Below are 20,700 nucleotides of genomic sequence, written 5' to 3' on the forward strand. Positions count from 1 at the left end.
TGCTTGAATCATGCCGGCTTAAGCCATTTCTGCGGAATCTGCGAGTGCATTTTGTTCGACAATGTCGCGCTTGTTTGTTTGACATAATTTACGGTTCGGGCAGACTGGCGATAGATTCCGCTGCCGAACCGGGTGGCGGGCGCTCCTGTGGCGCCCCTTTGCGCAGAGTCGCCAAGGCCCGGTTTCGCGCCGCCGTCGGAAGGCGGCACCCCGGCTCAGGACGAGCCCGGGTGCACGGAGTTAGCCAAACAGGCCGCAGTCGGCGACAGCCACCGGCCTGCACAGCAACGACAGGCCCGGCCTGTCCCAAGGTGACGTATGTCCGACAAGAAAATCCGCAGTACCCCGCGCAAACCCGTCGTGTTGATGTCCATGGGCGCTCAGGAGCGCAAGGGCCACGACTATCAAGTGATGACCCACAAATACATCCAGCCGCTGGTCGAGCTTTCCGGCTGCGTGCCACTGCTGGTGCCGACCTGCTGCGGCACGGCTGACCTCGAGCAGTACCTGGACATGGCCGACGGCGTGTACCTGACCGGCGCCGGCAGCAATATCGACCCGGCGCTCTACGGCCAGGAAAACGAGACGCCGAACAAGACCCAGGATCGCGACCGCGATCTGTTCGACCTGCCGCTGATCCGCGCCGCCCTCGCGCGCGGCCTGCCGATCTTCGGCATCTGCCGCGGCATGCAGGAGATCAACGTGGCCCTGGGCGGCGACATCTTCCAGAAGGTCTATGCCGAGCCCGGCTACCACGACCACCGGGAGAACCCCGATGACCCGGTGGAGGTGCAGTACGCGCCGCGCCATGCGGTGTACCCGGTGCCCGGGAGCTGGTTCGCCGAGCTGCTGGGGCAGCCGGAGATCCGCGTCAACTCCCTGCATGGCCAGGCCATCCGCAACCTGGGCCAGGGCCTGGAAGTGCTGGCCAGCGCCGAGGACGGCCTGATCGAGGCCATTCACGCCCCCAGCCTGTCGCCCTTCCTGCTGGCGGTGCAGTGGCACCCGGAATGGCGCGCCGCCGCCAACCCCGACTCGGTGAAGATCTTCCAGGCCTTCGGCGAAGCCTGCCGGCGTCGCGTCGCCGAACAGAGCTGAGCCCTCCAAGAGGCGGTTCCCGGCGCGTCCTGCGTCGATCTGTCAGGAAAGGGCGTGGAACTTGCTAGCGGCTGAGCGTCCGGGCCATGTCCCCGGGCGCTTCCTCCAATCGCACAAGGACCACCTCGATGATCACTGCCTCCATCGCCGACTGCATGAGCCGGGATTTCGCCCGCATCCATCCCGATATGCCCGTGGTCAAGGCGGTCGCCAAACTGATGCGCCACGAGCTGCTCGGCGGCCCGGTGACCGACGGCGACGGCCGCCTGCTCGGCTGGCTGTCCGAGCAGGAATGCCTGAAGGTGGCGATCCAGGTGGCCTACTACAACCAGCGGGTGGCCACGGTCGGCGACATCATGCGCCGCGACGTGCTCAGCGTGCGCGCCGACATGGACCCCATGGCACTGGTGCAGCAGATGCTCGGCGACAAGCCGAAGAACTACCCGGTGGTCGACGCCGGTGGCCGGGTGCTCGGGGTGATCAGCCGTCGCCATCTGCTGCAGCAGCTGGACAAGCTGCTGCAGGGCCGGGCTCAGGCGGCCTGAGGCACAGGCGAGCCGTCCTGGTGCGGCGGCGCCGAGCGGGTGCACCAAAAGGGTTGGCGTGCGCGGCCTGTCAGTAGACGCGCGGCGGCTCCGGCCAGTCCAGGGTGCCGCTGTCGTTGAACCGGCGGGTGCCGAACAGGCCGCCGGCCAGCTTGCCGCGCAGCACGTAGGGCAGGCCCTGGCCCGGGCGGTAGTCGGTGGCGCCCCAGGCCTGGCGCATGGCGGAGAAGGCGGAAATGCTCACCGGCACGCTGATCAGGGTCTCGCCGAAGCGCGGCACGCTGCCGCGCTGGTCGCTCATGCCGCTGGCCAGCGGCTGGCCGTTGACCTCCAGCTCCAGCGCCACGCCATCGAAGTCCACCGCGCTGTCGTTGGGATTCTGCACCCGCAGCTTGACCGCGAAGCGCATCTCCAGGCCCTGGCCGGGCAAGGGTTCCAGCCCGGCCAGGTCGATGCGCAGCGGGTCGCGCTGGCCCAGGCTGGCGCAGGCGCCCAGGCCCAGGGCGAGCAGCAGGATAAAACAGAGGCGAAACAGACGGGGCATGGCGATCTTCCGGATGAGCATTGGCTACAGCATAGAAGACCGTCGCCAGCCGCTTTAGCTCCCGGCTCTGCGCTGCCGACTGCCGAGCACCAGGGCGATGCCGCCGAGCACCGCGCCGGCGCTGAGCAGCAGACGCAGGCTCAGCGCCTCGCCGAGCAGCAGGGCGCCGCCGAGGGCGGCGAGGATCGGCACGCTGAGCTGCACGGTGGCGGCCTGGCTGGCGCGCAGGCCGGGCAGGGCGCTGTACCAGATGGCGTAGCCGACGCCCGAGGTCAGCGCGCCGGATAGCAGGGCGTAGCCCAGCCCCGCGCCGTCCCAGCTCAACCGCGGCAGCAGCGTCAGGGCCAGGAGTAGGGCCAGCGGCGCGGCGCGCAGGAAGTTGCCGGCGGTCACCGCCAACGGGTCGCCCTGGCCGCGGCCGAGCAGCGAGTAGCCGCCCCAGGCGATACCGGCCAGTAGCATCAGCAGGGCGGCCGCCAGCGGCGGCGCGCTGGTGCCGGGCAGCAGCAGCGCGAGCAGGCCGCCGGCCGCCAGGGCGGTGCCGAGGCTGGCCGCCAGGCCCAGGCGTTCGCCGCGCCACAGGCCCCAGAGCAGCATGCTCAGTTGCACCGCGCCGAACAGCAGCAGGGCGCCGACGCCGGTGTCCAGCTGCAGGTAGGCGAAGGAGAAGGCCGCGGCGTAGGCGAACAGCGCCAGCGCCCCCGGCCAGTTGCCGGCCATGGGCTGGCGCGCCGTGCGCAGGCGCAGCAGCAGCCAGAGCGTCAGCGCCCCGGAAACGAGACGAATGGCGGTGAAACTGGCGGCGTCGATGGCCGTCTCGCGCAGGGCCAGGCGGCACAGCAGCGAGTTGCCGGCGAAGGCCAGCATGGCCAGGGCGGTGAGCAGCAGGATACGCGGGGGCATCGGCCATCCTTGTGAGAGTCTGTTCAAAGCCTGCTGCGCGTCGGCACTGCTGCGTTAAAAACAGGCTCGGAATGCTCATGTACAAAAGTACACTCCGCTTCCTCGCCTGTTTTTGCCTTGCATTGCTCTAGCTCGCGAGGCTTTGAGCAGGCTCTAAGGGCGTGACCGCCAGCTAAGCACAGCGCAGCGATGGATGGGATTGGCCGAAGGTCGCAACTGCGTCGGCGCTCAGTCGTACTCGGCCTCGGCGTGATCGCCGAGCAGGCGCCGTTGGCGCGGGGTACAGGCGGCCAGCACCGCCGGGTCGAAGCGAAAGTGCAGGTAGGGCGAGAACTTCTGCGCCACCATGCGCCGGCCGTAATGGATCTGCAGCAGATAGCGGCTGCGCGTGCGGCTCAGGTTGGGACTGCCGGCGTGCCACAGCTCGCTGCGAAAGAACAACAGATCGCCGGCGCGGCAGAAGATCGGCTCGGGCTCGCGGCCACGCCAGTGACGCTCGCCGGCAGCGGGCGGCCGGCCGGCGCGGTGGCTGCCGGGGATGACCCGGGTCGGGGCCAGCTCGGCGTCGATGTCGTCGAGATAGAGCTGGGCGGTGCAGATCTGCATCGGCAGCTCGAAGGCGGGATCGTCCAGCAGGCTCGGCGGCAGCGCCATCGGCAGATGATCCAGGTGCAGCTCGCTGCCGACGAAGCCGGGGTGGCAGCGCCAGGCGGTCTGGCCGATCACGTGGCAATCCTCGCCCAGCGCCGCTTCGGCCAGCTCGATCACCTGCGGCAGGTCGAGGTAGGGCAGCCAGAACGGGTCGCGGTTGAACAGGCACTTGTAGTGGTCGAGGCTGCCCTGGTAGTCCCAGTGGATGGGACGCAGGGCATCGATGGCGGTGCGCAGCGCGGCGATGCGCGGCGCCTCCAGCACCCCGGGCAGCAGGACGAAGCCCTGCTGGTGCAGGGCCTGCAGCCGTTCGGCGGTGTGGCTGGCGATGAGCTCGGACATGGCGCCGCTCCCGAAGGTGACCAGAGCATGCTGGCACTCGCAAGCGGCGTTGCCCAGTCCTCGGTGGTGCTTAGAAGTGCGCCTTGACCAGCAGGCTGGCGGTGTTCTGGTCGGTCGGGCCGACGAAGTTGGCGCTGACGAAGCCGCCGTCCTTGATGCCGTACTTGTTCTTCCAGTAGTCGTACTCGATGCCGACGTACAGCTGCTTCTCGCCCCACTTCAGCGCCTTGCCCAGGTCGTACTTGATCTGCGGGTTGAAGTGCAGGTTGGCGTGGTAGTCGCCGCGGCTGTTCTCGTCGTTGTCCACCACCCAGTCCATGAAACCGTCGATGAGGATGTCGGACTCGCCGACCGGGATGGTGTAGCTCCACACCGGGGTGATCTGCCAGACGTTGTCGCCGGGACGGCTGCCATCGGTGGTGCGCAGGTAGGTGTTGAGCTGGAAGTAGTCGAAGCCGGGGATGGCCAGGTCGAAGCCCGGGCCGATCAGGTAGGACTCGACGTCGTCCTCGCCGAACTCGTAGGTGGTGGCGATCAGCACGTCCTTGAGCGGGCCGAACGACAGGTCGGCGCCGCTGAGCTTGCCCAGGGAGAAGCGCGGGCTGAACTCGCCGTAGAAGGTATGGCCGTCGCCGGCGCCGTTGCGGGCGTCGGTGTTGTACTTGATCGCGTCGACGAAGAAGAACAGGTCGCCGAAGTTCCAGCCGCTGGCGTGCTCGAAGGTGACGGTCTGCTGGATCTCCGGGTCGATCTTGAAGTCCTGGCCGTAGAGGTAGGTCAGGCTGTTGTTCTGCCAGTGCAGCAGGTCGCCGGCGACGGCCTGGACGCCCGCCAGCAGGCCGCCGGCGAGGATCAGCGAAGAAAGGGTGCGGTTCATGAAGGCTCCTGGTGTGTAGCGTGTCGTTATGGTTGTAAACCTGTCTGCTTGGTCAGGCTGGTGCAGCTAGAGCAAAAACGGCGCCAATTCTCGTGATTGGCGATAGACCTTGCAAATCAATCGGATGGCTTGCATTTCGGCGCATGATGGCGGCCGTTCGTGCACCTTTTGCTGACCGCTGGGACAGAAACGGCCATAAGTTGGTGCGCACGGCCGTGGCGGTCATTGGTCGGCTGGAGTGGAAAGGCCATTGACGAGCAGTATGACGAGGTTCATATAGGCGATTAAGATTATGGTTGTAATCTAACTGGCCCGCTCAAACCTCTTCATGGAGAACGCTATGAACGCTGCAAGCAAACCCGCCACCGCCCTGATCACCGGCGCCTCTTCCGGCATCGGTGCCACCTATGCCGAGCGTCTGGCTCGGCGTGGTCACGACCTGCTGCTGGTGGCGCGCGACGCCCAGCGCCTGCAGGCCCTGGCCGAGCGCCTGGGCGGCGAGTACGGCGTCGCCGTCGAGGTGATGCCGGCTGACCTGACCGTGCCGGCCGACGTGCGCAAGGTGGCGCAGCGCCTGCGCGAGGACGCGCGCATCGGCCTGCTGGTGAACAATGCCGGGGTGGCGATGAACGGGCCGCTGTCCGGCGCCGACCTGGAACAGGTGGACGCGATGATCCAGCTCAACGTGGTGGCCCTGACCCATCTGGCCGCCGCCGCGGCAGCCAGCTTCGGCCAGGCCGGGCGTGGCGCCATCGTCAATATCGGCTCGGTGGTGGCGCTGGCGCCGGAGATGTTCAACGCCGTGTACAGCGCCACCAAGGCCTATGTGCTGAGCCTGACCCAGACCCTGGCCGGCGAACTGCGCGGCTCGGGCGTGCAGCTGCAGGCGGTGCTGCCGGGGGTGACCCGCACCGAGATCTGGGAGCGCAGCGGCACCGATGCCTCGGCGCTGCCGCCGTCGATGATCATGGAGGTGGGCGAGATGGTCGACGCGGCGCTGGCCGGTTTCGATCAGGGCGAGCTGGTGACCATCCCCTCGCTGCCGGATGCCGCCGACTGGGACGCCTTCGTCGCCGCCCGCGCGGCGCTGGGGCCGAACCTGTCGCACAGCCAGGCGGCGGCGCGCTACAAATAAGCGCGCGGGGCGCCGGTCAGGCGCCCCTATTGTTGCTGGGCGTCCTGCGCCTGCTCGATCAGCAGGCGGCGGGTGGTCTTCAGCAGGCGGTCGGACAGCTCGGGGTCCTTGACGCTGCGCGACAGCATCAGGGCGCCGACCATGGCCGAGAGCAGCAGTACGCTCTGTTCGGCGGCGTCGTCGCCCTTGAGGTTTTCTTCGATCAGCGCCAGGCGATTGCGGATCAGCGCGTCGGTGATCTCGCTGGCCTCGCCGCGCTGGCCCAGCTCGGCCGACATGGTCGGCAGCGGGCAGCCGGCGCCGGGGTTGGCGCGGTGCGCGCTGGACAGGTAGCTGGCGATAAAGCGCGGCAGCGGCGCCTCGGACTTCTCGGCCTGCTGTTCGGTGTTGCTGGCAAGGTCCTGCACGGCATGGCGCAGGGCGGTCTCCACCAGCTCGTCCTTGGACTTGAAGTGGGCGTAGAAGCCGCCGTGGGTCAGGCCCAGGGCCTTCATCAGCGGCTGCAGGCCGGTGGCGCCGATGCCGTCGCGGCGAAAGCGCAGCGCGGCCTCGTCGATGATGCGTTGGTGGGTCTTGGCCTTGTGGTCTTCCGAATAGCGCATGGGGTGCTCCGGATGATTCAGATGTTGGCTGTCATCTTACACCCGCGGCCGCGCCTTGGCGCGACCGCGTTGTGCACTCAGGGCGCCGGCGGCGCCATATCGAGAATCAGGCAGGTAGTGGAGGCCATGGCGTAGAGGCGCTCGTCGACGTCGTACAGGCGTCCTTCGGCCAGCGCGGTGGAGCGGCCGAGGTGGATGATGCGGCCCTCGGCGCGTACCGGGCCGGCGCCGCTGCGCAGGGCGCGGATGTAGCTGACGCGCAGGTCGCTGGTGGTGTAGCCCTGGCCCCGCTTGAGCAGGGTGTGCACCGCGCAGCCCATGCAGGAGTCGAGCAGGGTGGCGATATAACCGCCGTGCACGCTGCCCAGTGGGTTGTAGTGACGCGCATCGGGCGTGCCCTGGAAGACGAAACGACCGCTGGCCCACTGCAGCGGCACGAAATCCAGCAGCTGACCGAAGGGCGGGCTGGGCAGCTCGCCGCGGCCGATGCGGTCGAAGAAGTCCATGGGCGCCATGCTGGCCACCTCGGCCAGGGCCAGGGTGCCGGGGGCGGCGAGATTGGCGCGCAGCGCCTGTTCTTCGGCGTGCCAGGCGGCCAGACGGGTATCGCGGTCTTGCGGGTTCATGCGGGTCTCCCAATTTCATGATGGACGACATCTAATCTTTCATATTATGGTTGAAATATAAATACCCCGAGCCGGAGATTCGCCATGCGTCCGTCCCCCTCCCGTCTGTTGCTGCTGCTCCTGATGCTGCTCACCGCCCTGGGGGAAATCTCCACCCAGTTGCTGATTCCCGCGCTCGGCGCCCTGGAGCGCGGCCTGCACGCCGCGCCGGGCAGCAGCCTGCTGGCGCTGTCGCTGTTCGTCGCCGCCTTCGGTCTCGGCCAGCTGCTGCTCGGCCCGCTGTCCGACCGTCTCGGCCGGCGCCCGGTGCTGCTGGCCGGGCTCTCGCTGTACCTGCTGGCGAGCCTGGGCATGCTGCTGGCGGAGAACATCCAGACGCTGATCGCCGCCCGTGTGCTGCAGGGCTTCGGCGCCTGCGCCGCGCTGGTGCTGGCGCGCGCCATAGTGCGCGACGTGTGGCAGGCCGAGGCGGGGCCGGCCCTGGCGCTGACGGTACTGGGCATGTTCGTCGCCATCGTCCTGTCGCCGCTGCTCGGCGGTCTGCTGACCCAGTACGGCGGCTGGCGGGCGCCGCTGGTTGCCAGCCTGGTGCTGGGCGGCGTGGCGCTCTTGGCGGTGCTCGGCAGCTACCGCGAGAGCCATTTGCAGCGCGACCCGCAGGCCGGGCGCTTGAGTCGTCTGGCGGGCGACTATTGGGATCTGCTGGGCAGCTGCCGCGCGCTGGCGCTGACCATCGCCATGACCTACGGCGCCATGTTCGTCGTGGTGGCCGGCTCCTCGGCGGTCTATATCGGCCTGCTCGGGCTGAGCGCGGCGCAGTACGGCATGACCTTCGCGGCCATCGTCTCGGGCCTGCTCGGCGGCGCCCTGTTCACCCTGCGCAACGTGCAGCGCCTGGGACCGCAGCGAGTGGTGGCCATCGGCGTGGCGCTGGTGTTGGCCGGCGCCGCCCTGTCCCTGGCGATCTATGTGCTGTTTGGCCTGTCACTGCTCGGCCTGTCCCTGCCGCAGGTGCTGGTGACCCTGGGCGGCGGCATGCTGCTGCCGGCGGCGGTGGCCGGCGCGGTGATTCCCAACCCGCAGCGCGCCGGGCTGGCGGCCGGGCTGATGGGCTTCGCGCAGATGAGCGGGGCGACGGTGAGCGGCCTGTTGCTGGCCTGGCTGCAGGATGGCTCGGCCTGGCCTATGGTTGCCTTGCAAGCCCTGTTCGCCGCGCTGGCGTTCACCGGCTTCCATCTGTTGCGCGCCCGCCCGAGCGCATTTTCTGAGGCAAGGAGAGTTTCGCCATGAGCAGCTACGACGTGGTCATCATCGGCGCCGGCCCCGGCGGCTACAACGCCGCCATCCGCGCCGGCCAACTGGGGCTCAAGGTGGCCTGCGTGGAGGGTCGCGAGACCCTCGGCGGCACCTGCCTGAACGTCGGCTGCATGCCATCCAAGGCCCTGCTGCATGCCTCCGAGCTGTACGAGGCGGCGGCCGGCGGCGAACTGAGTGCGCTGGGGGTGGAGGTGACGCCGCAGTTGAACCTGCCGCAGATGATGAAACAGAAGGAAGGCAGCGTCGAAGCCCTGACCAAGGGCGTGGAATTCCTGTTTCGCAAGAACAAGGTGGAGTGGGTCAAGGGCTGGGCGCGCATCGACGGCCCGGGGCGGGTGCAGGTCAAGCTGCACGAGGGCGGCGAACGCCTGCTCGAGACGCAGAACATCGTCATCGCCAGCGGCTCCGAACCGACGCCTTTACCGGGCGTGGAGATCGACAACCAGCGCATCCTCGATTCCACCGGCGCGCTGTCGCTGCCGGAGGTGCCAGGGCACCTGGTGGTGATCGGCGCCGGGGTGATCGGCCTGGAGCTGGGCTCGGTATGGCGTCGCCTGGGCAGCCGGGTCACCGTGGTGGAATACCTCGAGCGCATCTGCCCCGGGCTGGATGGCGAGACCGCCAAGACCCTGCAGCGCACCCTGGGCAAGCAGGGCATGAGTTTCAAGCTCGGCACCAAGGTCACCGCTGCCAAGACCGGCAAGTCGGGAGTGACCCTGAGCCTGGAGCCGGCCGCCGGCGGCGCGGCGGAAAGCCTGGAAGCCGACTACGTGCTGGTGGCCATCGGCCGCCGCCCCTACACCAAAGGGCTCGGGCTGGAGAGCGTCGGCCTGAGCACCGACCGGCGCGGCATGCTCGCTAACGACAAACATCAGAGCGGCGTGCCCGGCGTGTGGGTGATCGGCGACGTCACCTCCGGGCCGATGCTGGCGCACAAGGCCGAGGACGAGGCGGTGGCCTGCATCGAGCGCATCGCCGGGCATGCGGCCGAGGTCAACTACGGGGTGATCCCCGGGGTGATCTACACCCGCCCGGAGGTGGCCAGCGTCGGCAAGGGCGAGGAGGAGCTGCAGGCCGAAGGCCGCGCCTACAAGGTCGGCAAGTTCCCCTTCAGCGCCAACAGCCGGGCGAAGATCAACCACGAGACCGAAGGCTTCGTGAAGATTCTCGCCGACGCCACTACCGATCAGATTCTCGGCGTGCACATGATCGGCCCGAGCGTCGGCGAGCTGATCGGCGAATACTGCGTGGCCATGGAGTTCTCCGCTTCGGCCGAGGACATCGCCCTGACCTGCCACCCGCACCCGACCCGCTCGGAGGCCGGGCGCCAGGCGGCGATGGGCGTGCACGGCTGGACCATGCAGGCATAGGGGCGCCCTGCGCGCCACAGCGCCGAGTGCCCGGCAGGCGCTGCGCGCGTTGTGCGTCGATCAGCCAGCCCGGATTTCATCCGGGCTACGGCGCTCACAGCACGTGATCGAGATTCACCGTTTCGCCCGGCTTGGCATGCAGCTTGGCGCGGATATCGGCGAACACCTTGTCGTACTCGTCGTGGCCGCGCATCACCGGGCTGGCGTTGATCGGCAGGCCGTGACGGGCGGCGACGCGAGTGGCGGCGCTGGCGAAGTTGAAGGCAACGTCGCGGTGCAGCTCGAACTCCTCGTCGAAATGCCGGCCCTGCACCTCGCCGACCAGGCGCATATGCAGCATCGGGCCCTGCGCCGGGTCCTGGCGCACCTGGTAGTAGAAGTCGACGGAGAAGGGCGGCGCCAGACGCAGGCTTTCCGGGCGGTCGAGGTTGTCGCGGTGCAGATGGCCTGGGGTGAACATGCTGAACGTCCCTGCAACGTGGCGAGCGGGGTCATGGCCCCGCGCCGGGGTCAGTAGTAGCGGATGCCGTCGCAGTCCAGGCTGATGCGGGTGCCCGAGGTGCCCTGGACGATGGCCTCGATGTTTTCCAGCGAGCCGATCACCGCGGTGCTGCCGGTGTTGCGGGCGAACTCGCAGGCGGCCTGCACCTTGGGCCCCATGGAGCCGGCGGCGAAGCCGAGCTTGTCGATCTCGTCGGGGTGGGCGGCGGCGATGGATTTCTGCGTCGGCTTGCCCCAGTCGACATAGGCGGCGTCGACGTCGGTGGCGATCACCAGCAGCTCGCAGGCCAGTTGTTCGGCCAGCAGCGCCGAGCACAGGTCCTTGTCGATCACCGCCTCGACGCCGCGCAGCTTGTTGCCGTCGTACATGGTCGGGATGCCGCCGCCGCCGGCGCAGATCACCACGCTGCCTTTCTCCAGCAGCCACTTGATCGGGCGGATCTCGAAGATGCGCTGTGGCCGTGGGCTGGCCACCACGCGGCGGAACTTGTCGCCGTCCGGGGCGATGCTCCAGCCTTTCTCGGCGGCCAGGCGCTCGGCCTCCGCCTTGTCATAGACCGGACCGATCGGCTTGGTCGGCTTCCTGAAGGCCGGGTCGGCGCTGTCCACCTCGACCTGGGTGAGGATGGTGGCGAAGGGCACCTCGAACGGCAGCAGGTTGCCCAGCTCCTGTTCGATCATGTAGCCGATCATGCCTTCGGTCTCGGCGCCGAGCACGTCCAGCGGGTAGGGGTTGCTGGCGTCGTAGGCGGCGCCCTGCAGGGCCAGCAGGCCGACCTGGGGGCCGTTGCCGTGGGCGATCACCAGTTCGTTGCCGGGCGCCACCTTGGCGATCTGCTCGCAGGCGATACGCACGTTTTCCCGTTGGTTTTCCGCGGTCATGGCTTCGCCGCGGCGAAGCAGGGCGTTGCCGCCCAGGGCGATGACGAGTCGCATGGTGTTCTCCTTGTTCGAGGCCGTAGCCCGGCTTTCATCCGGGCTACGGTTCTAGGGCGTCAGATGTCGGCCAGGGTCGAGACCAGAATCGCCTTGATGGTGTGCATGCGGTTTTCCGCCTGCTCGAAGGCGATGTTGTAGGGCGACTCGAACACGTCCTCGGTGACCTCGATGCCGTTCTTCAGGTGCGGGTACTGCTCGGCGATCTGCTTGCCGACCTTGGTCTCGCTGTTGTGGAAGGCCGGCAGGCAGTGCATGAACTTGGCCCGCGGGTTGCCGGTGGCCTTCATGATGGCCATGTTGACCTGGTAGGGCAGCAGCTCCTGGATGCGTTCGCCCCAGGCCTCGACCGGCTCGCCCATCGACACCCAGACGTCGGTGTGGACGAAGTCCACGCCCTTGACCGCTGCCTTGGCGTCTTCGGTGAGAGTGATGCGCGCGCCGCTCTCCTCGGCGAACTGCTTGCAGGCGGCAACATGTTCGTCGCTCGGCCACAGCGCCTTGGGCGCGGCGATGCGCACGTCCATGCCCAGTTTGGCGCCGATCAGCAGCAGCGAGTTGCCCATGTTGTTGCGCGCATCGCCCAGGTAGGCGTAGCTGATCTCGTGCAGGGCCTTGTCGCTGTGCTCGCGCATGGTCAGCACGTCGGCGAGCATCTGCGTCGGGTGGTATTCGTCGGTCAGGCCGTTGAACACCGGTACGCCGGCGTAGCTGGCCAGTTCCTCGACTATTTCCTGCTTGAAGCCGCGGTATTCGATGGCGTCGTACATGCGCCCGAGCACGCGGGCGGTGTCCTTCATCGATTCCTTGTGGCCGATCTGCGAGGAGCCCGGGTCGATATAGGTGACGTTGGCGCCCTGGTCGTAGGCGGCCACCTCGAAGGCGCAGCGGGTGCGGGTGGAGGTCTTCTCGAAGATCAGCGCGATGTTCTTGCGCTTGAGGTGCTGCTGCTCGGTGCCGGTGTACTTGGCGCGCTTGAGGTCGCGCGACAGGTCGAGCAGGTAGCGCAGCTCGCGCGTGCTGTGGTGCATCAGGCTGAGCAGGTTACGGTTGTGCATGTTGAAAGCCATGATTCTTTCTCCTTGTGGGCAGCTGAAAACGGCGCCCGGCGGCGGATGACCGCCGGGGCTGGCTTGTTCAGTAATCGATCGGGTCGCGGATGATCGGGCAGGTCATGCAGTGGCCGCCGCCGCGGCCGCGCCCCAGTTCGCTGGCGCTGATGGTCACCACCTCGACGCCGGCCTTGCGCAGCAGGGTGTTGGTGTAGGTGTTGCGGTCGTAGCCGACCACCACGCCCGGCTCCAGGCAGACCACGTTGTTGCCGTCGTCCCACTGCTCGCGCTCGGCCTCGTAGGCGTCGCCGCCGGTTTCCACCACGCGCAGTTTCTTCAGGTTGAGCGATTCGGCGACCACGTCGAGGAAGGACTTGTCCTCGCGGCGCAGGTCGATGCCGCCGGGGCGGCTCTCGTCCGGGCGCAGGACGAAGGGCACGATGGAGTTGGCCACTTCCGGGAAGACGGTCACCAGGTCGCGGTCGCAGAAGCTGAACACGGTGTCCAGGTGCATGGCCGCACGCGACTTGCCGAGCCCGGCCACCACCACCCGCTCGGCTGCGCCCTTGGCGAACAGCGCCTGGGCGACCTGGCCGATGGCCTGGTGCGAGGTGCGCTCGCCCATGCCGATCAGCACGGTGCCGTTGCCGATCGGCATCACGTCGCCGCCCTCCAGGGTGGCGGCGCCGTGATCCTGATCCGGGTCGCCGTACCAGATTTCGAACTGCTCGCCGACGAAGTCCGGGTGGAACTTGTAGATGGCGGTAGTCAGCAGGGTTTCCTGGCGGCGCGCCGGCCAGTACATGGGGTTGAGGGTGACGCCGCCGTAGATCCAGCAGGTGGTGTCGCGGGTGAACTGGGTGTTGGGCAGCGGCGGGAAGACGAAGCTGGACTCGCCCAGGTAGGCGTTGAACATCTTCGCCGCGTCGGAGTCCTTGTGCCTGACCAGGTCGGCGCCGGATACGCCGCCAATGAGGAACTCGGCGATCTTGCGCGCCTCCAGGCCCTCGATAAAGGAGCGCACCTCGCCCTGCAGGCCGAGGCCGACGCTGTTGGGGGTGATCTTGCGGTCGAGAATCCACTGCAGCGCTTGGGGATTTCTCACCGTCTCTTCCAGCAGGTTGTGCATCTCCACCACCTCGATGCCGCGCTCGCGCATCTTGGTCATGAAGTCGAAGTGGTCGCGTTTGGCCTGGGACACCCAGATCACGTCGTCGAACAGCAGCTCGTCGCAGTTGTTCGGGGTCAGGCGCAGGTGGGCCAGGCCCGGCGAGCAGACCATCACCTTGTGCAGTTTGCCGGCTTCCGAATGGACGCCGAGGGCTTTCTTGGACATATCGAACTCCTTCTCGCTAGAGACTCAGGAAACCGTCGTACAGCCCGTAGGCGGCGATGGCGGCACCGATCAGCACGACGACGAAGATCAGTTTTTCGACGCCGGTGAAGATGGGCTGCCCCAGCTCGCGCTTGGCCTTGGCGAACAGGATCGCGCCTGGGGCATAGAGCAGGGCGGAGAGCAGCAGGTACTGGACGCCGGCGGCATACACCAGCCACACGGCGTAGAGGGTGGAGATCAGGGCGATCAGCAGGTCCTTGTTGCGCTCGCCGCCGGCGGTCTCGTAGGTCTCGCCGCGCCAGGCCAGCAGCAGCGCATAGGCGCTGGACCAGAAGTAGGGCACCAGGATCATCGAGGTGGCCAGGTACAGCAGGCTGAGGTAGGTGGAGGCGTTGAACAGGGTGACGATGAGGAACAGCTGGATCAGCCCATTGGTCAGCCACAGGGCGTTGGCCGGGACGTGGTTGGCGTTCTCCTTGCGCAGGAACTCCGGCATCGTGTGATCTTTGGCCGAGGAGTAGATTATCTCGGCACACAGCAGGGTCCAGGACAGCAGGGCTCCGGCCAGGGATACGAGCAAGCCGATGCTGATCAACTGGGCGCCCCAGGGGCCGACCACCTGCTCCAGCACGCCGGCCATCGAGGGGTTCTTCAGCCCGGCCAGTTGGGCCTGGGCCATGATGCCCTGGCTCAACACGTTGACCAGCACCAGCAGCAGCAGCACGCCGATGAAGCCGATCACCGTGGCCTTGCCGACGTCGCTGCGCTTTTCGGCGCGGGCCGAGAAGATGCTCGCGCCCTCGATGCCGATGAACACCCAGACGGTGACCAGCATCATGTTGCGCACCTGGTCCATCACGCTGCCCAGCTCGGGGTTGCCGTGGCCCCAGAAGTCGTTGGTGAACACGTCGAGCTTGAACGCCACCGCGGCGATGACGATGAACAGCGCCAGTGGCAGCATCTTGGCGATGGTGGTGATGGTGTTGATGAAGGCCGCTTCCTTGATCCCGCGCAGCACCAGGAAGTGCAGCAGCCAGAGCAGTACCGAGGCGCAGATCACCGCCGGCAGGGTGTTGCCTTCGCCGAACACCGGGAAGAAGTAGCCGAGGGTGGAGAACAGCAACACCATGTAGCTGACGTTGCCGATCCAGGCGCTGATCCAGTAGCCCCAGGCCGAGGAGAAGCCCATGTAGTCGCCGAAGCCGGCCTTGGCGTAGGCGTACACCCCGCCGTCGAGCTCGGGCTTGCGGTTGGCCAGGGTCTGGAACACGAAGGCCAGCATCAGCATGCCCACCCCGGTGATCAGCCAGCCGATCAGGGTGGCGCCGGCACCGGCGCTGGCGGCGATGTTCTGCGGCAGGGAGAAGATCCCGCCGCCGACCATGGAGCCGACCACCAGGGCGATCAAGGCGGCCAGGCGCAGTTTCTGGGTCGAATCGGACATCTCGTTACCTCCATGTCGGGGAGCGACTAGGGTATTGAGCGCGTTTGGATGGGCAGCCGTGCTGATCTGCGTCAATCGGGCTGCTGGCAACTGTGCAAACGCACTTGCGCGAAAGCGATCAGCCGTTTTTGAAGAGCACCTGGGGGGCAGGAAGGCAGCTCTGCGCCGGGCGTTGTGCGACGCCCGACTGTTGAAACGCTAGTCAGCTTTTATGGCAATGCAAGGACGGCAAAATGAAAATTTCTCCCGGCCAGGGCCGGCCGGGGAGAGGGGTGAGCGGGGCGGATGGCCCCGCTGCTGCACTGGCCGGGTAGGCTGGTGCCTGGACTCGAAACGAGCCCGGAGAGGAGGAAACGCGACACCGGGCGGGTAGCCCACTGCAGGCAGCCGTGTCGCGCTTGGCCGCGCCAATTGGCGCGGCCGGTCAGGCGCCTTGGGAAAGCTCCTGGGAGCGGCGCTGGGCCGCTTGCGCCGCCGCTGCGACCAGGCGGCGCAGGGCCTGATCCTGTTCGAAGACGGCGATGGCGGCGGCGGTGGTGCCGTTGGGCGAAGTCACTGCCGTGCGCAGTTCGACGAAATCCGCACCGGCCTGGGTCTGCAGCGAGGCCGCGCCGAAGGCGGTCTGCGCCGCCAGGGTCCTGGCCAGTTCGGGGGAAAGACCGAGGGCGATGCCGGCATCGGCCAGCGCCTCGCTGAACAGGTGGTAGTAGGCCGGGCCACTGCCGGAGATGGCGGTGACCGCGTCCAGCAGTTCCTCGCGCTCGACCCAGCTGGCGCTGCCGACGGCGCCGAACAGGCGGCCGATCAGCTCGCGCTTGCCGCTATCCAGCTCGGCGTCGCCATACAGGCCGGTGCAGCCGGCGCCGACCAGCACCGGGGTGTTGGGCATGGCGCGTACCACCGGGCAGCGTCCGCGCAGGGCGGCGGTGAGGCTGGCGCAGGTGACGCCGGCGGCCACCGACACCACCACGGCGTGCTGGCACAGGGCGTCGGGCAACTCGCCGAGCACCTGACAGGCATGGCCGGGTTTGGTAGCGACCAGGATCAGATCGAAGGGCTGGGCCGGCACCTGGGCCAGCACCGGGTAATGGGCGACGGCGGCGTCGGCCGGCGCGTGCGGGTCGACCGCGACCAGGCGCTGGGCCAGGCCGGCCTCGAGCCAGGCCGCACCGATGGCGCTGCCCATGCGGCCGTAGCCGATAAAGAGTGCGTTCATGCTGTTCCTTGAAGCCCTTTGGCGGGCGCAGCATGCCCGGGAAAGCTTTCAGGCCGCTTTCCCGGGCAAGGTTTCGGCAAACCCCGGCCGCCTCGCGGCGACCGGGCACGGGCCATCAGCCGATGGTCATCAGGCTGGCGTTGCCGCCGGCTGCCGCGGTGTTGACGCTCAGGGCGTGCTCGATCAGCAGGCGTTCCAGCGGGATATCGGTTTCGCCCTTGTTCAGGCCGTGCACGCTGACGATGGCGCCCTTGCGCTGCGCCGCCTGCTGGCAGACCTCGCGCAGCTGGTCGGAGTCGCCGTGATGGAGGATGGCGTCGAACTCGGCGTCGACCGTGCTCCAGTCGGCGACCAGCGCGATGCACTTCTGCACCTCCTTGGGCAGCTCGGCGTACAGGCCGCGCTGGCTTTCCAGCCACAGCGCGCGGCTGCCCACGGCCAGGGTGGCGGCCAGTTGCGCCAGCAGGTCGCCGCGCTCGTCGGCGAGATTCAGCACGCGCTCGCGCGGCAGCAGGGTGTAGCTGTTGCGCTCGCCGGTCGGGCCGCTCAGCAGGTGGCTGCTGTAGCTCTGGCTCAGGCCCAGGTACTGCTCGAACAGGGCGGCAACGGCCGGCTCCTGCTTGGCCGCCCACTCGGCGAAGGCGGTGCGTGCCTTGGCCAGCTCGGCCGGCACGTCCAGCGCCTGCACGTTGTCGCCGGCCAGCTGCTGGGCCACGGCTTCCTGCGGACGGGTCGACAGCAGGCGGTACAGGTACAGCGGGCCGCCGGCCTTGGGGCCGGTGCCGGACAGGCCTTCGCCGCCGAACGGCTGCACGCCGACCACGGCGCCGACCACGTTGCGGTTGACGTACAGGTTGCCCACCTTGGCGCTGCTGACCACCTGGTTGATGGTCTCGTCGATGCGGGTGTGTACGCCCAGGGTCAGGCCGTAGCCGCTGTCGTTGATCTGCTGCAGCAGCTTGGCCAGGTCGGCGCGCTGGTAGCGCACCACATGCAGCACCGGGCCGAAGATCTCGCGCTTGAGCTCGTCGAAGCTGTCCAGCTCGATCAGGGTCGGTACCACGAAGGTGCCGCGCTTGAGCTCCTCGGCCTCAAAGCGGGCGCACTGGAACACTTTGCGGCCCTTCTCGCGCAGCTTGGCGATATGGTTGTCGATATTGTCCTTGGCCTCGTGGTCGATCACCGGGCCGATGTCGGTGTGCAGGCGCTCCGGCGAGCCGACGCGGTATTCGGCCATGGCGCCCTTGAGCATTGCCACCACGCGGTCGGCCACGTCGGCCTGCACGCACAGCACGCGCAGCGCCGAGCAACGCTGGCCGGCGCTGTCGAAGGCGGAGTTGACCACGTCGACCACCACCTGCTCGGCCAGCGCCGAGGAGTCGACGATCATGGCGTTGAGGCCGCCGGTCTCGGCGATCAGCGGAATGCTGCGGCCCTGGGCGTCCAGGCGCCCGGCGATGTTGCGCGCAAGGATGCCGGCCACTTCGGTGGAGCCGGTGAACATCACCCCGCGCACCCGCTCGTCGCCCACCAGGCGCGCGCCGACGGTCTCGCCGCGGCCCGGCAGCAGCTGCACGGCACCGCCGGGCACGCCGGCTTCGAGCAGGATGCGCACGGCCTGGGCGGCGATCAGCGGGGTCTGTTCGGCCGGCTTGGCCAGCACGGTGTTGCCGGCGGCCAGGGCAGCGGCCACCTGGCCGGTGAAGATCGCCAGGGGGAAGTTCCACGGGCTGATGCACACCACCGGGCCCAGCGGGCGGTAGCTGTCGTTGCTGAAGCTGCGCGCCTGGGCCGCGTAGTAGCGGAGGAAGTCCACCGCCTCGCGCACTTCGGCGATGGCGTTGGCAAAGGTCTTGCCGGATTCGCGTACCAGCAGGCCCATCAGCTGCTGCATCTCGCCTTCCATCTGGTCGGCGGCGCGCTCCAGCACGGCAGCGCGTTCGGCCGGCTGGGTCGACTGCCAGATCTGCCCGCTGGACTGGGCGCAGAGGATCGCACTCTTGACGTCGGCCTCGCTGGCCTCGTGCACATGGCCGACCAGGTCGCGCTGATCGGCCGGGTTGCGCACCGGCTCGGCCGGGCCCGGATTGGGCGTGTCGCAACCAAGGATCGGGCCGGCGACATAGCTATTGTTGGTCGACGACAGCAGCGCCGAGGACAGCGAGCCCAGGCGGTGTTCGTTGGCCAGGTCGATGCCTTCGGAGTTCAGCCGGGCCTCGCCGTACAGATCGCGCGGCAGCGGGATGCGCGGGTGCGGCAGGCCGAGGGTGCCTTCCTGGGCGGCCATCTGCTCGACCTGCTGCACCGGGTCGAGCACCAGGTCCTTGAGCGAGATGCTGTGGTCGGCGATGCGGTTGACGAAGCTGGTGTTGGCGCCGTTTTCCAGCAGGCGACGCACCAGGTAGGCCAGCAGCGTCTCGTGGCTGCCGACCGGGGCGTAGATGCGGCACGGACGGGCGTACTTGCCGTCCTTGAGCGAGCCGACCACCTGCTCGTAGAGCGGCTCGCCCATGCCGTGCAGGCACTGGAACTCGTACTGGCCCGGGTAGTAGTTCTGCCCGGCCAGCTGGTAGATGGCCGACAGCGAGTGGGCGTTGTGGGTGGCGAACTGCGGGTAGATGGCTTCCGGCACGGCCAGCAGCTTGCGCGCGCAGGCGATGTAGGACACGTCGGTGTAGGGCTTGCGGGTGTACACCGGGTAGCCTTCCAGACCGCCCACCTGGGCCAGCTTGATCTCGCTGTCCCAGTAGGCGCCCTTGACCAGGCGGATCATCAGGCGATGGCGGCTGCGCTTGGCCAGGTCGATGACGTAGTCGATCACGTAGGGGCAGCGCTTCTGGTAGGCCTGGATGACGAAACCGATGCCGTTCCAGCCGGCCAGCTCGGGGGCGAAGCACAGGCGCTCGAGCAGGTCGAGGGAGATTTCCAGGCGGTCGGCTTCCTCGGCGTCGATGTTCAGGCCGATGTCGTACTGCTTGGCCAGCTTGGTCAGGCCGAGCAGGATCGGGAACAGTTCGTCCATCACCCGGTCGTACTGGGCGCGGCTGTAACGCGGGTGCAGCGCCGAGAGCTTGATCGAGATGCCCGGGCCTTCGTAGATGCCGCGGCCGTGGGAGGCCTTGCCGATGGCGTGGATGGCCTGCTCGTAGGAGGCCAGGTAGCGCTTGGCGTCTTCCTCGGTCAGCGCGGCTTCGCCGAGCATGTCGTAGGAGTAGCGGAAGCCGCGGGCTTCCATGTTGCTGGCGTTGGCCAGGGCCTCGCCGATGGTCTCGCCGGTGACGAACTGCTCGCCCATCAGGCGCATGGCCATGTCCACGCCCTTGCGGATCACCGGCTCGCCGCTCTTGCCGATCAGGCGGTTGAGCGAGGAGGTGAGGCCGGCCTCGTTGTGGGTGGACACCAGCTTGCCGGTGATCAGCAGGCCCCAGCTGGCGGCGTTGACGAACATCGACGGGCTCTGGCCGAGGTGCTGGCTCCAGTTGCCGTTGGCGATCTTGTCGCGGATCAGGGCGTCACGGGTGGCCTTGTCCGGGATGCGCAGCAGCGCCTCGGCCAGGCACATCAGCGCCACGCCTTCCTGGGACGACAGCGAGAACTCCTGCAGCAGGCCCTGCACCAGGCCCTGGCGGCCGCCGGCGCTCTTCTGGTTGCGCAGTTTCTCGGCAATGCCCAGGGCCATGCCGTTGGCGGCCTCGGCCAGCTCCTTGGGCAGGCGCGCCTGTTCCAGCAGCATCGGCAGCGCCTCGGTTTCCGGGCGGCGGTAGGCGGCGGTGATGGCGGCGCGCAGTACCGACTGCGGCAGGATGCTTTCGGCGAAGTCGAGGAATACCTGCAGGCCCGCCTCGTTCAGGTGCTCCACCGCCTCCTCGCCGGCTGCGGCGGCCAGGCCGGCATGCTCGGCCGGGGTCAGGCCACCCTCGACCTGCTCCAGATAATTGAAGATCGCCTGCTTGATCAGCCAGTGCGGGGTGCGGTCGATGGACTGGGCGGCCTGCTTCAGGCGGTCGCGGGTGGCATCGTCGAGTTTTACGCCAAGGGTGGTGGTGGCCATGGGGAGTCCTACTTGTCAGGTGATGCACGGCAAAAAAAGCTGCGGGAGATTAAACCTGCATCCATCTTGGGTGCAACCAGGTGCAACCTTTGATTTCGCTCGGTGCGACGGACGTTGATTCGGGTGTTTGAAATTTGGCCTAAGCCAGGTTTTC

18 protein-coding genes are annotated in these 20,700 nt (G+C 67.9%); 5 read left to right on the forward strand and 13 right to left on the reverse strand.

From position 1 onward, the window contains the following. Window positions 1-318: 318 nt before the first annotated feature. Together ACIGFL_RS03750 and ACIGFL_RS03755 are read left to right on the forward strand one after the other, a co-directional pair. Window positions 319-1,098, forward strand: a complete 780-nt coding sequence (locus tag ACIGFL_RS03750; RefSeq protein WP_397496177.1) for a gamma-glutamyl-gamma-aminobutyrate hydrolase family protein — start codon at window positions 319-321, stop codon at window positions 1,096-1,098. Window positions 1,099-1,226: 128 nt separating this feature from the next. After that, the gene (locus ACIGFL_RS03755; RefSeq protein WP_021443489.1) at window positions 1,227-1,643 is read left to right on the forward strand and encodes a CBS domain-containing protein; all 417 of its coding nucleotides are present in this window, start codon (window positions 1,227-1,229) and stop codon (window positions 1,641-1,643) included. Window positions 1,644-1,713: 70 nt separating this feature from the next. Here ACIGFL_RS03755 and ACIGFL_RS03760 read toward each other — a convergent pair whose 3' ends face one another. From ACIGFL_RS03760 to ACIGFL_RS03775, 4 genes are all read right to left on the reverse strand, one after another. Next, window positions 1,714-2,187 carry an LEA type 2 family protein gene (locus ACIGFL_RS03760; RefSeq protein WP_397496178.1) on the reverse strand — a complete coding sequence of 158 codons (474 nt, stop codon included), beginning with the start codon at window positions 2,185-2,187 and terminating at the stop codon, window positions 1,714-1,716. Window positions 2,188-2,241: 54 nt separating this feature from the next. Beyond that, window positions 2,242-3,090 (reverse strand): EamA family transporter, encoded by an 849-nt coding sequence (locus ACIGFL_RS03765; RefSeq protein WP_397496179.1) that lies wholly within the window; start codon window positions 3,088-3,090, stop codon window positions 2,242-2,244. Window positions 3,091-3,318: 228 nt separating this feature from the next. Next, the gene (locus ACIGFL_RS03770) at window positions 3,319-4,083 is read right to left on the reverse strand and encodes a phytanoyl-CoA dioxygenase family protein (protein WP_122108311.1); all 765 of its coding nucleotides are present in this window, start codon (window positions 4,081-4,083) and stop codon (window positions 3,319-3,321) included. Window positions 4,084-4,153: 70 nt separating this feature from the next. Further along, the gene (locus tag ACIGFL_RS03775) at window positions 4,154-4,960 is read right to left on the reverse strand and encodes an outer membrane protein OmpK (RefSeq protein WP_397496180.1); all 807 of its coding nucleotides are present in this window, start codon (window positions 4,958-4,960) and stop codon (window positions 4,154-4,156) included. 340 nt (window positions 4,961-5,300) lie between these two features. Here ACIGFL_RS03775 and ACIGFL_RS03780 point away from each other — a divergent pair, with 340 nt between their 5' ends. Then, window positions 5,301-6,095, forward strand: coding sequence for an SDR family NAD(P)-dependent oxidoreductase (locus ACIGFL_RS03780; RefSeq protein ID WP_397496181.1), 795 nt, complete (start codon window positions 5,301-5,303; stop codon window positions 6,093-6,095). A 26-nt stretch (window positions 6,096-6,121) separates the two neighbouring features. Here the strand turns inward: ACIGFL_RS03780 and ACIGFL_RS03785 are convergent, their stop codons facing one another. Both ACIGFL_RS03785 and ACIGFL_RS03790 read right to left on the reverse strand, forming a co-directional pair. Continuing rightward, window positions 6,122-6,697: a TetR/AcrR family transcriptional regulator gene (locus ACIGFL_RS03785; protein WP_397496182.1), complete on the reverse strand. Its 576-nt coding sequence runs from the start codon at window positions 6,695-6,697 to the stop codon at window positions 6,122-6,124. A 77-nt stretch (window positions 6,698-6,774) separates the two neighbouring features. Further along, window positions 6,775-7,323, reverse strand: a complete 549-nt coding sequence (locus ACIGFL_RS03790; RefSeq protein ID WP_122108315.1) for a PaaI family thioesterase — start codon at window positions 7,321-7,323, stop codon at window positions 6,775-6,777. An 84-nt stretch (window positions 7,324-7,407) separates the two neighbouring features. Between ACIGFL_RS03790 and ACIGFL_RS03795 the strand changes: the two genes are divergently transcribed. Both ACIGFL_RS03795 and lpdA read left to right on the forward strand, forming a co-directional pair. Then, the gene (locus ACIGFL_RS03795; RefSeq protein WP_397496183.1) at window positions 7,408-8,613 is read left to right on the forward strand and encodes an MFS transporter; all 1,206 of its coding nucleotides are present in this window, start codon (window positions 7,408-7,410) and stop codon (window positions 8,611-8,613) included. Next, entirely contained in the window at window positions 8,610-10,010 is a 1,401-nt protein-coding gene (lpdA, locus tag ACIGFL_RS03800; protein ID WP_397496184.1) for a dihydrolipoyl dehydrogenase, read from the forward strand. Before ACIGFL_RS03795 ends, lpdA begins: the two co-directional genes overlap by 4 nt. A gap of 94 nt (window positions 10,011-10,104) precedes the next feature. Here lpdA and ACIGFL_RS03805 read toward each other — a convergent pair whose 3' ends face one another. The 7 genes from ACIGFL_RS03805 to putA all read right to left on the reverse strand — a co-directional run bounded on the left by ACIGFL_RS03805 (window position 10,105) and on the right by putA (window position 20,546). After that, window positions 10,105-10,470: a DUF5064 family protein gene (locus tag ACIGFL_RS03805; RefSeq protein ID WP_021443085.1), complete on the reverse strand. Its 366-nt coding sequence runs from the start codon at window positions 10,468-10,470 to the stop codon at window positions 10,105-10,107. A gap of 50 nt (window positions 10,471-10,520) precedes the next feature. After that, on the reverse strand, window positions 10,521-11,447 hold the full coding sequence (gene arcC / locus ACIGFL_RS03810) for a carbamate kinase (protein WP_122108318.1): 927 nt from the start codon (window positions 11,445-11,447) through the stop codon (window positions 10,521-10,523). A 59-nt stretch (window positions 11,448-11,506) separates the two neighbouring features. Beyond that, the gene (locus ACIGFL_RS03815; protein WP_021443087.1) at window positions 11,507-12,517 is read right to left on the reverse strand and encodes an ornithine carbamoyltransferase; all 1,011 of its coding nucleotides are present in this window, start codon (window positions 12,515-12,517) and stop codon (window positions 11,507-11,509) included. 67 nt (window positions 12,518-12,584) lie between these two features. Further along, the gene (gene arcA / locus ACIGFL_RS03820; RefSeq protein ID WP_397496185.1) at window positions 12,585-13,835 is read right to left on the reverse strand and encodes an arginine deiminase; all 1,251 of its coding nucleotides are present in this window, start codon (window positions 13,833-13,835) and stop codon (window positions 12,585-12,587) included. A 16-nt stretch (window positions 13,836-13,851) separates the two neighbouring features. After that, window positions 13,852-15,279: an arginine-ornithine antiporter gene (gene arcD / locus ACIGFL_RS03825; RefSeq protein ID WP_397496186.1), complete on the reverse strand. Its 1,428-nt coding sequence runs from the start codon at window positions 15,277-15,279 to the stop codon at window positions 13,852-13,854. A 424-nt stretch (window positions 15,280-15,703) separates the two neighbouring features. Continuing rightward, window positions 15,704-16,495: a pyrroline-5-carboxylate reductase gene (gene proC, locus ACIGFL_RS03830; protein ID WP_397496187.1), complete on the reverse strand. Its 792-nt coding sequence runs from the start codon at window positions 16,493-16,495 to the stop codon at window positions 15,704-15,706. Between the two features lie 115 nt (window positions 16,496-16,610). After that, the gene (gene putA, locus ACIGFL_RS03835) at window positions 16,611-20,546 is read right to left on the reverse strand and encodes a trifunctional transcriptional regulator/proline dehydrogenase/L-glutamate gamma-semialdehyde dehydrogenase (RefSeq protein ID WP_397496188.1); all 3,936 of its coding nucleotides are present in this window, start codon (window positions 20,544-20,546) and stop codon (window positions 16,611-16,613) included. Between the last annotated feature and the right edge of the window lie 154 nt (window positions 20,547-20,700).

Origin of the sequence: Pseudomonas sp. NPDC077649 (assembly GCF_044542855.1) — a bacterium.
Lineage (GTDB): Bacteria > Pseudomonadota > Gammaproteobacteria > Pseudomonadales > Pseudomonadaceae > Aquipseudomonas.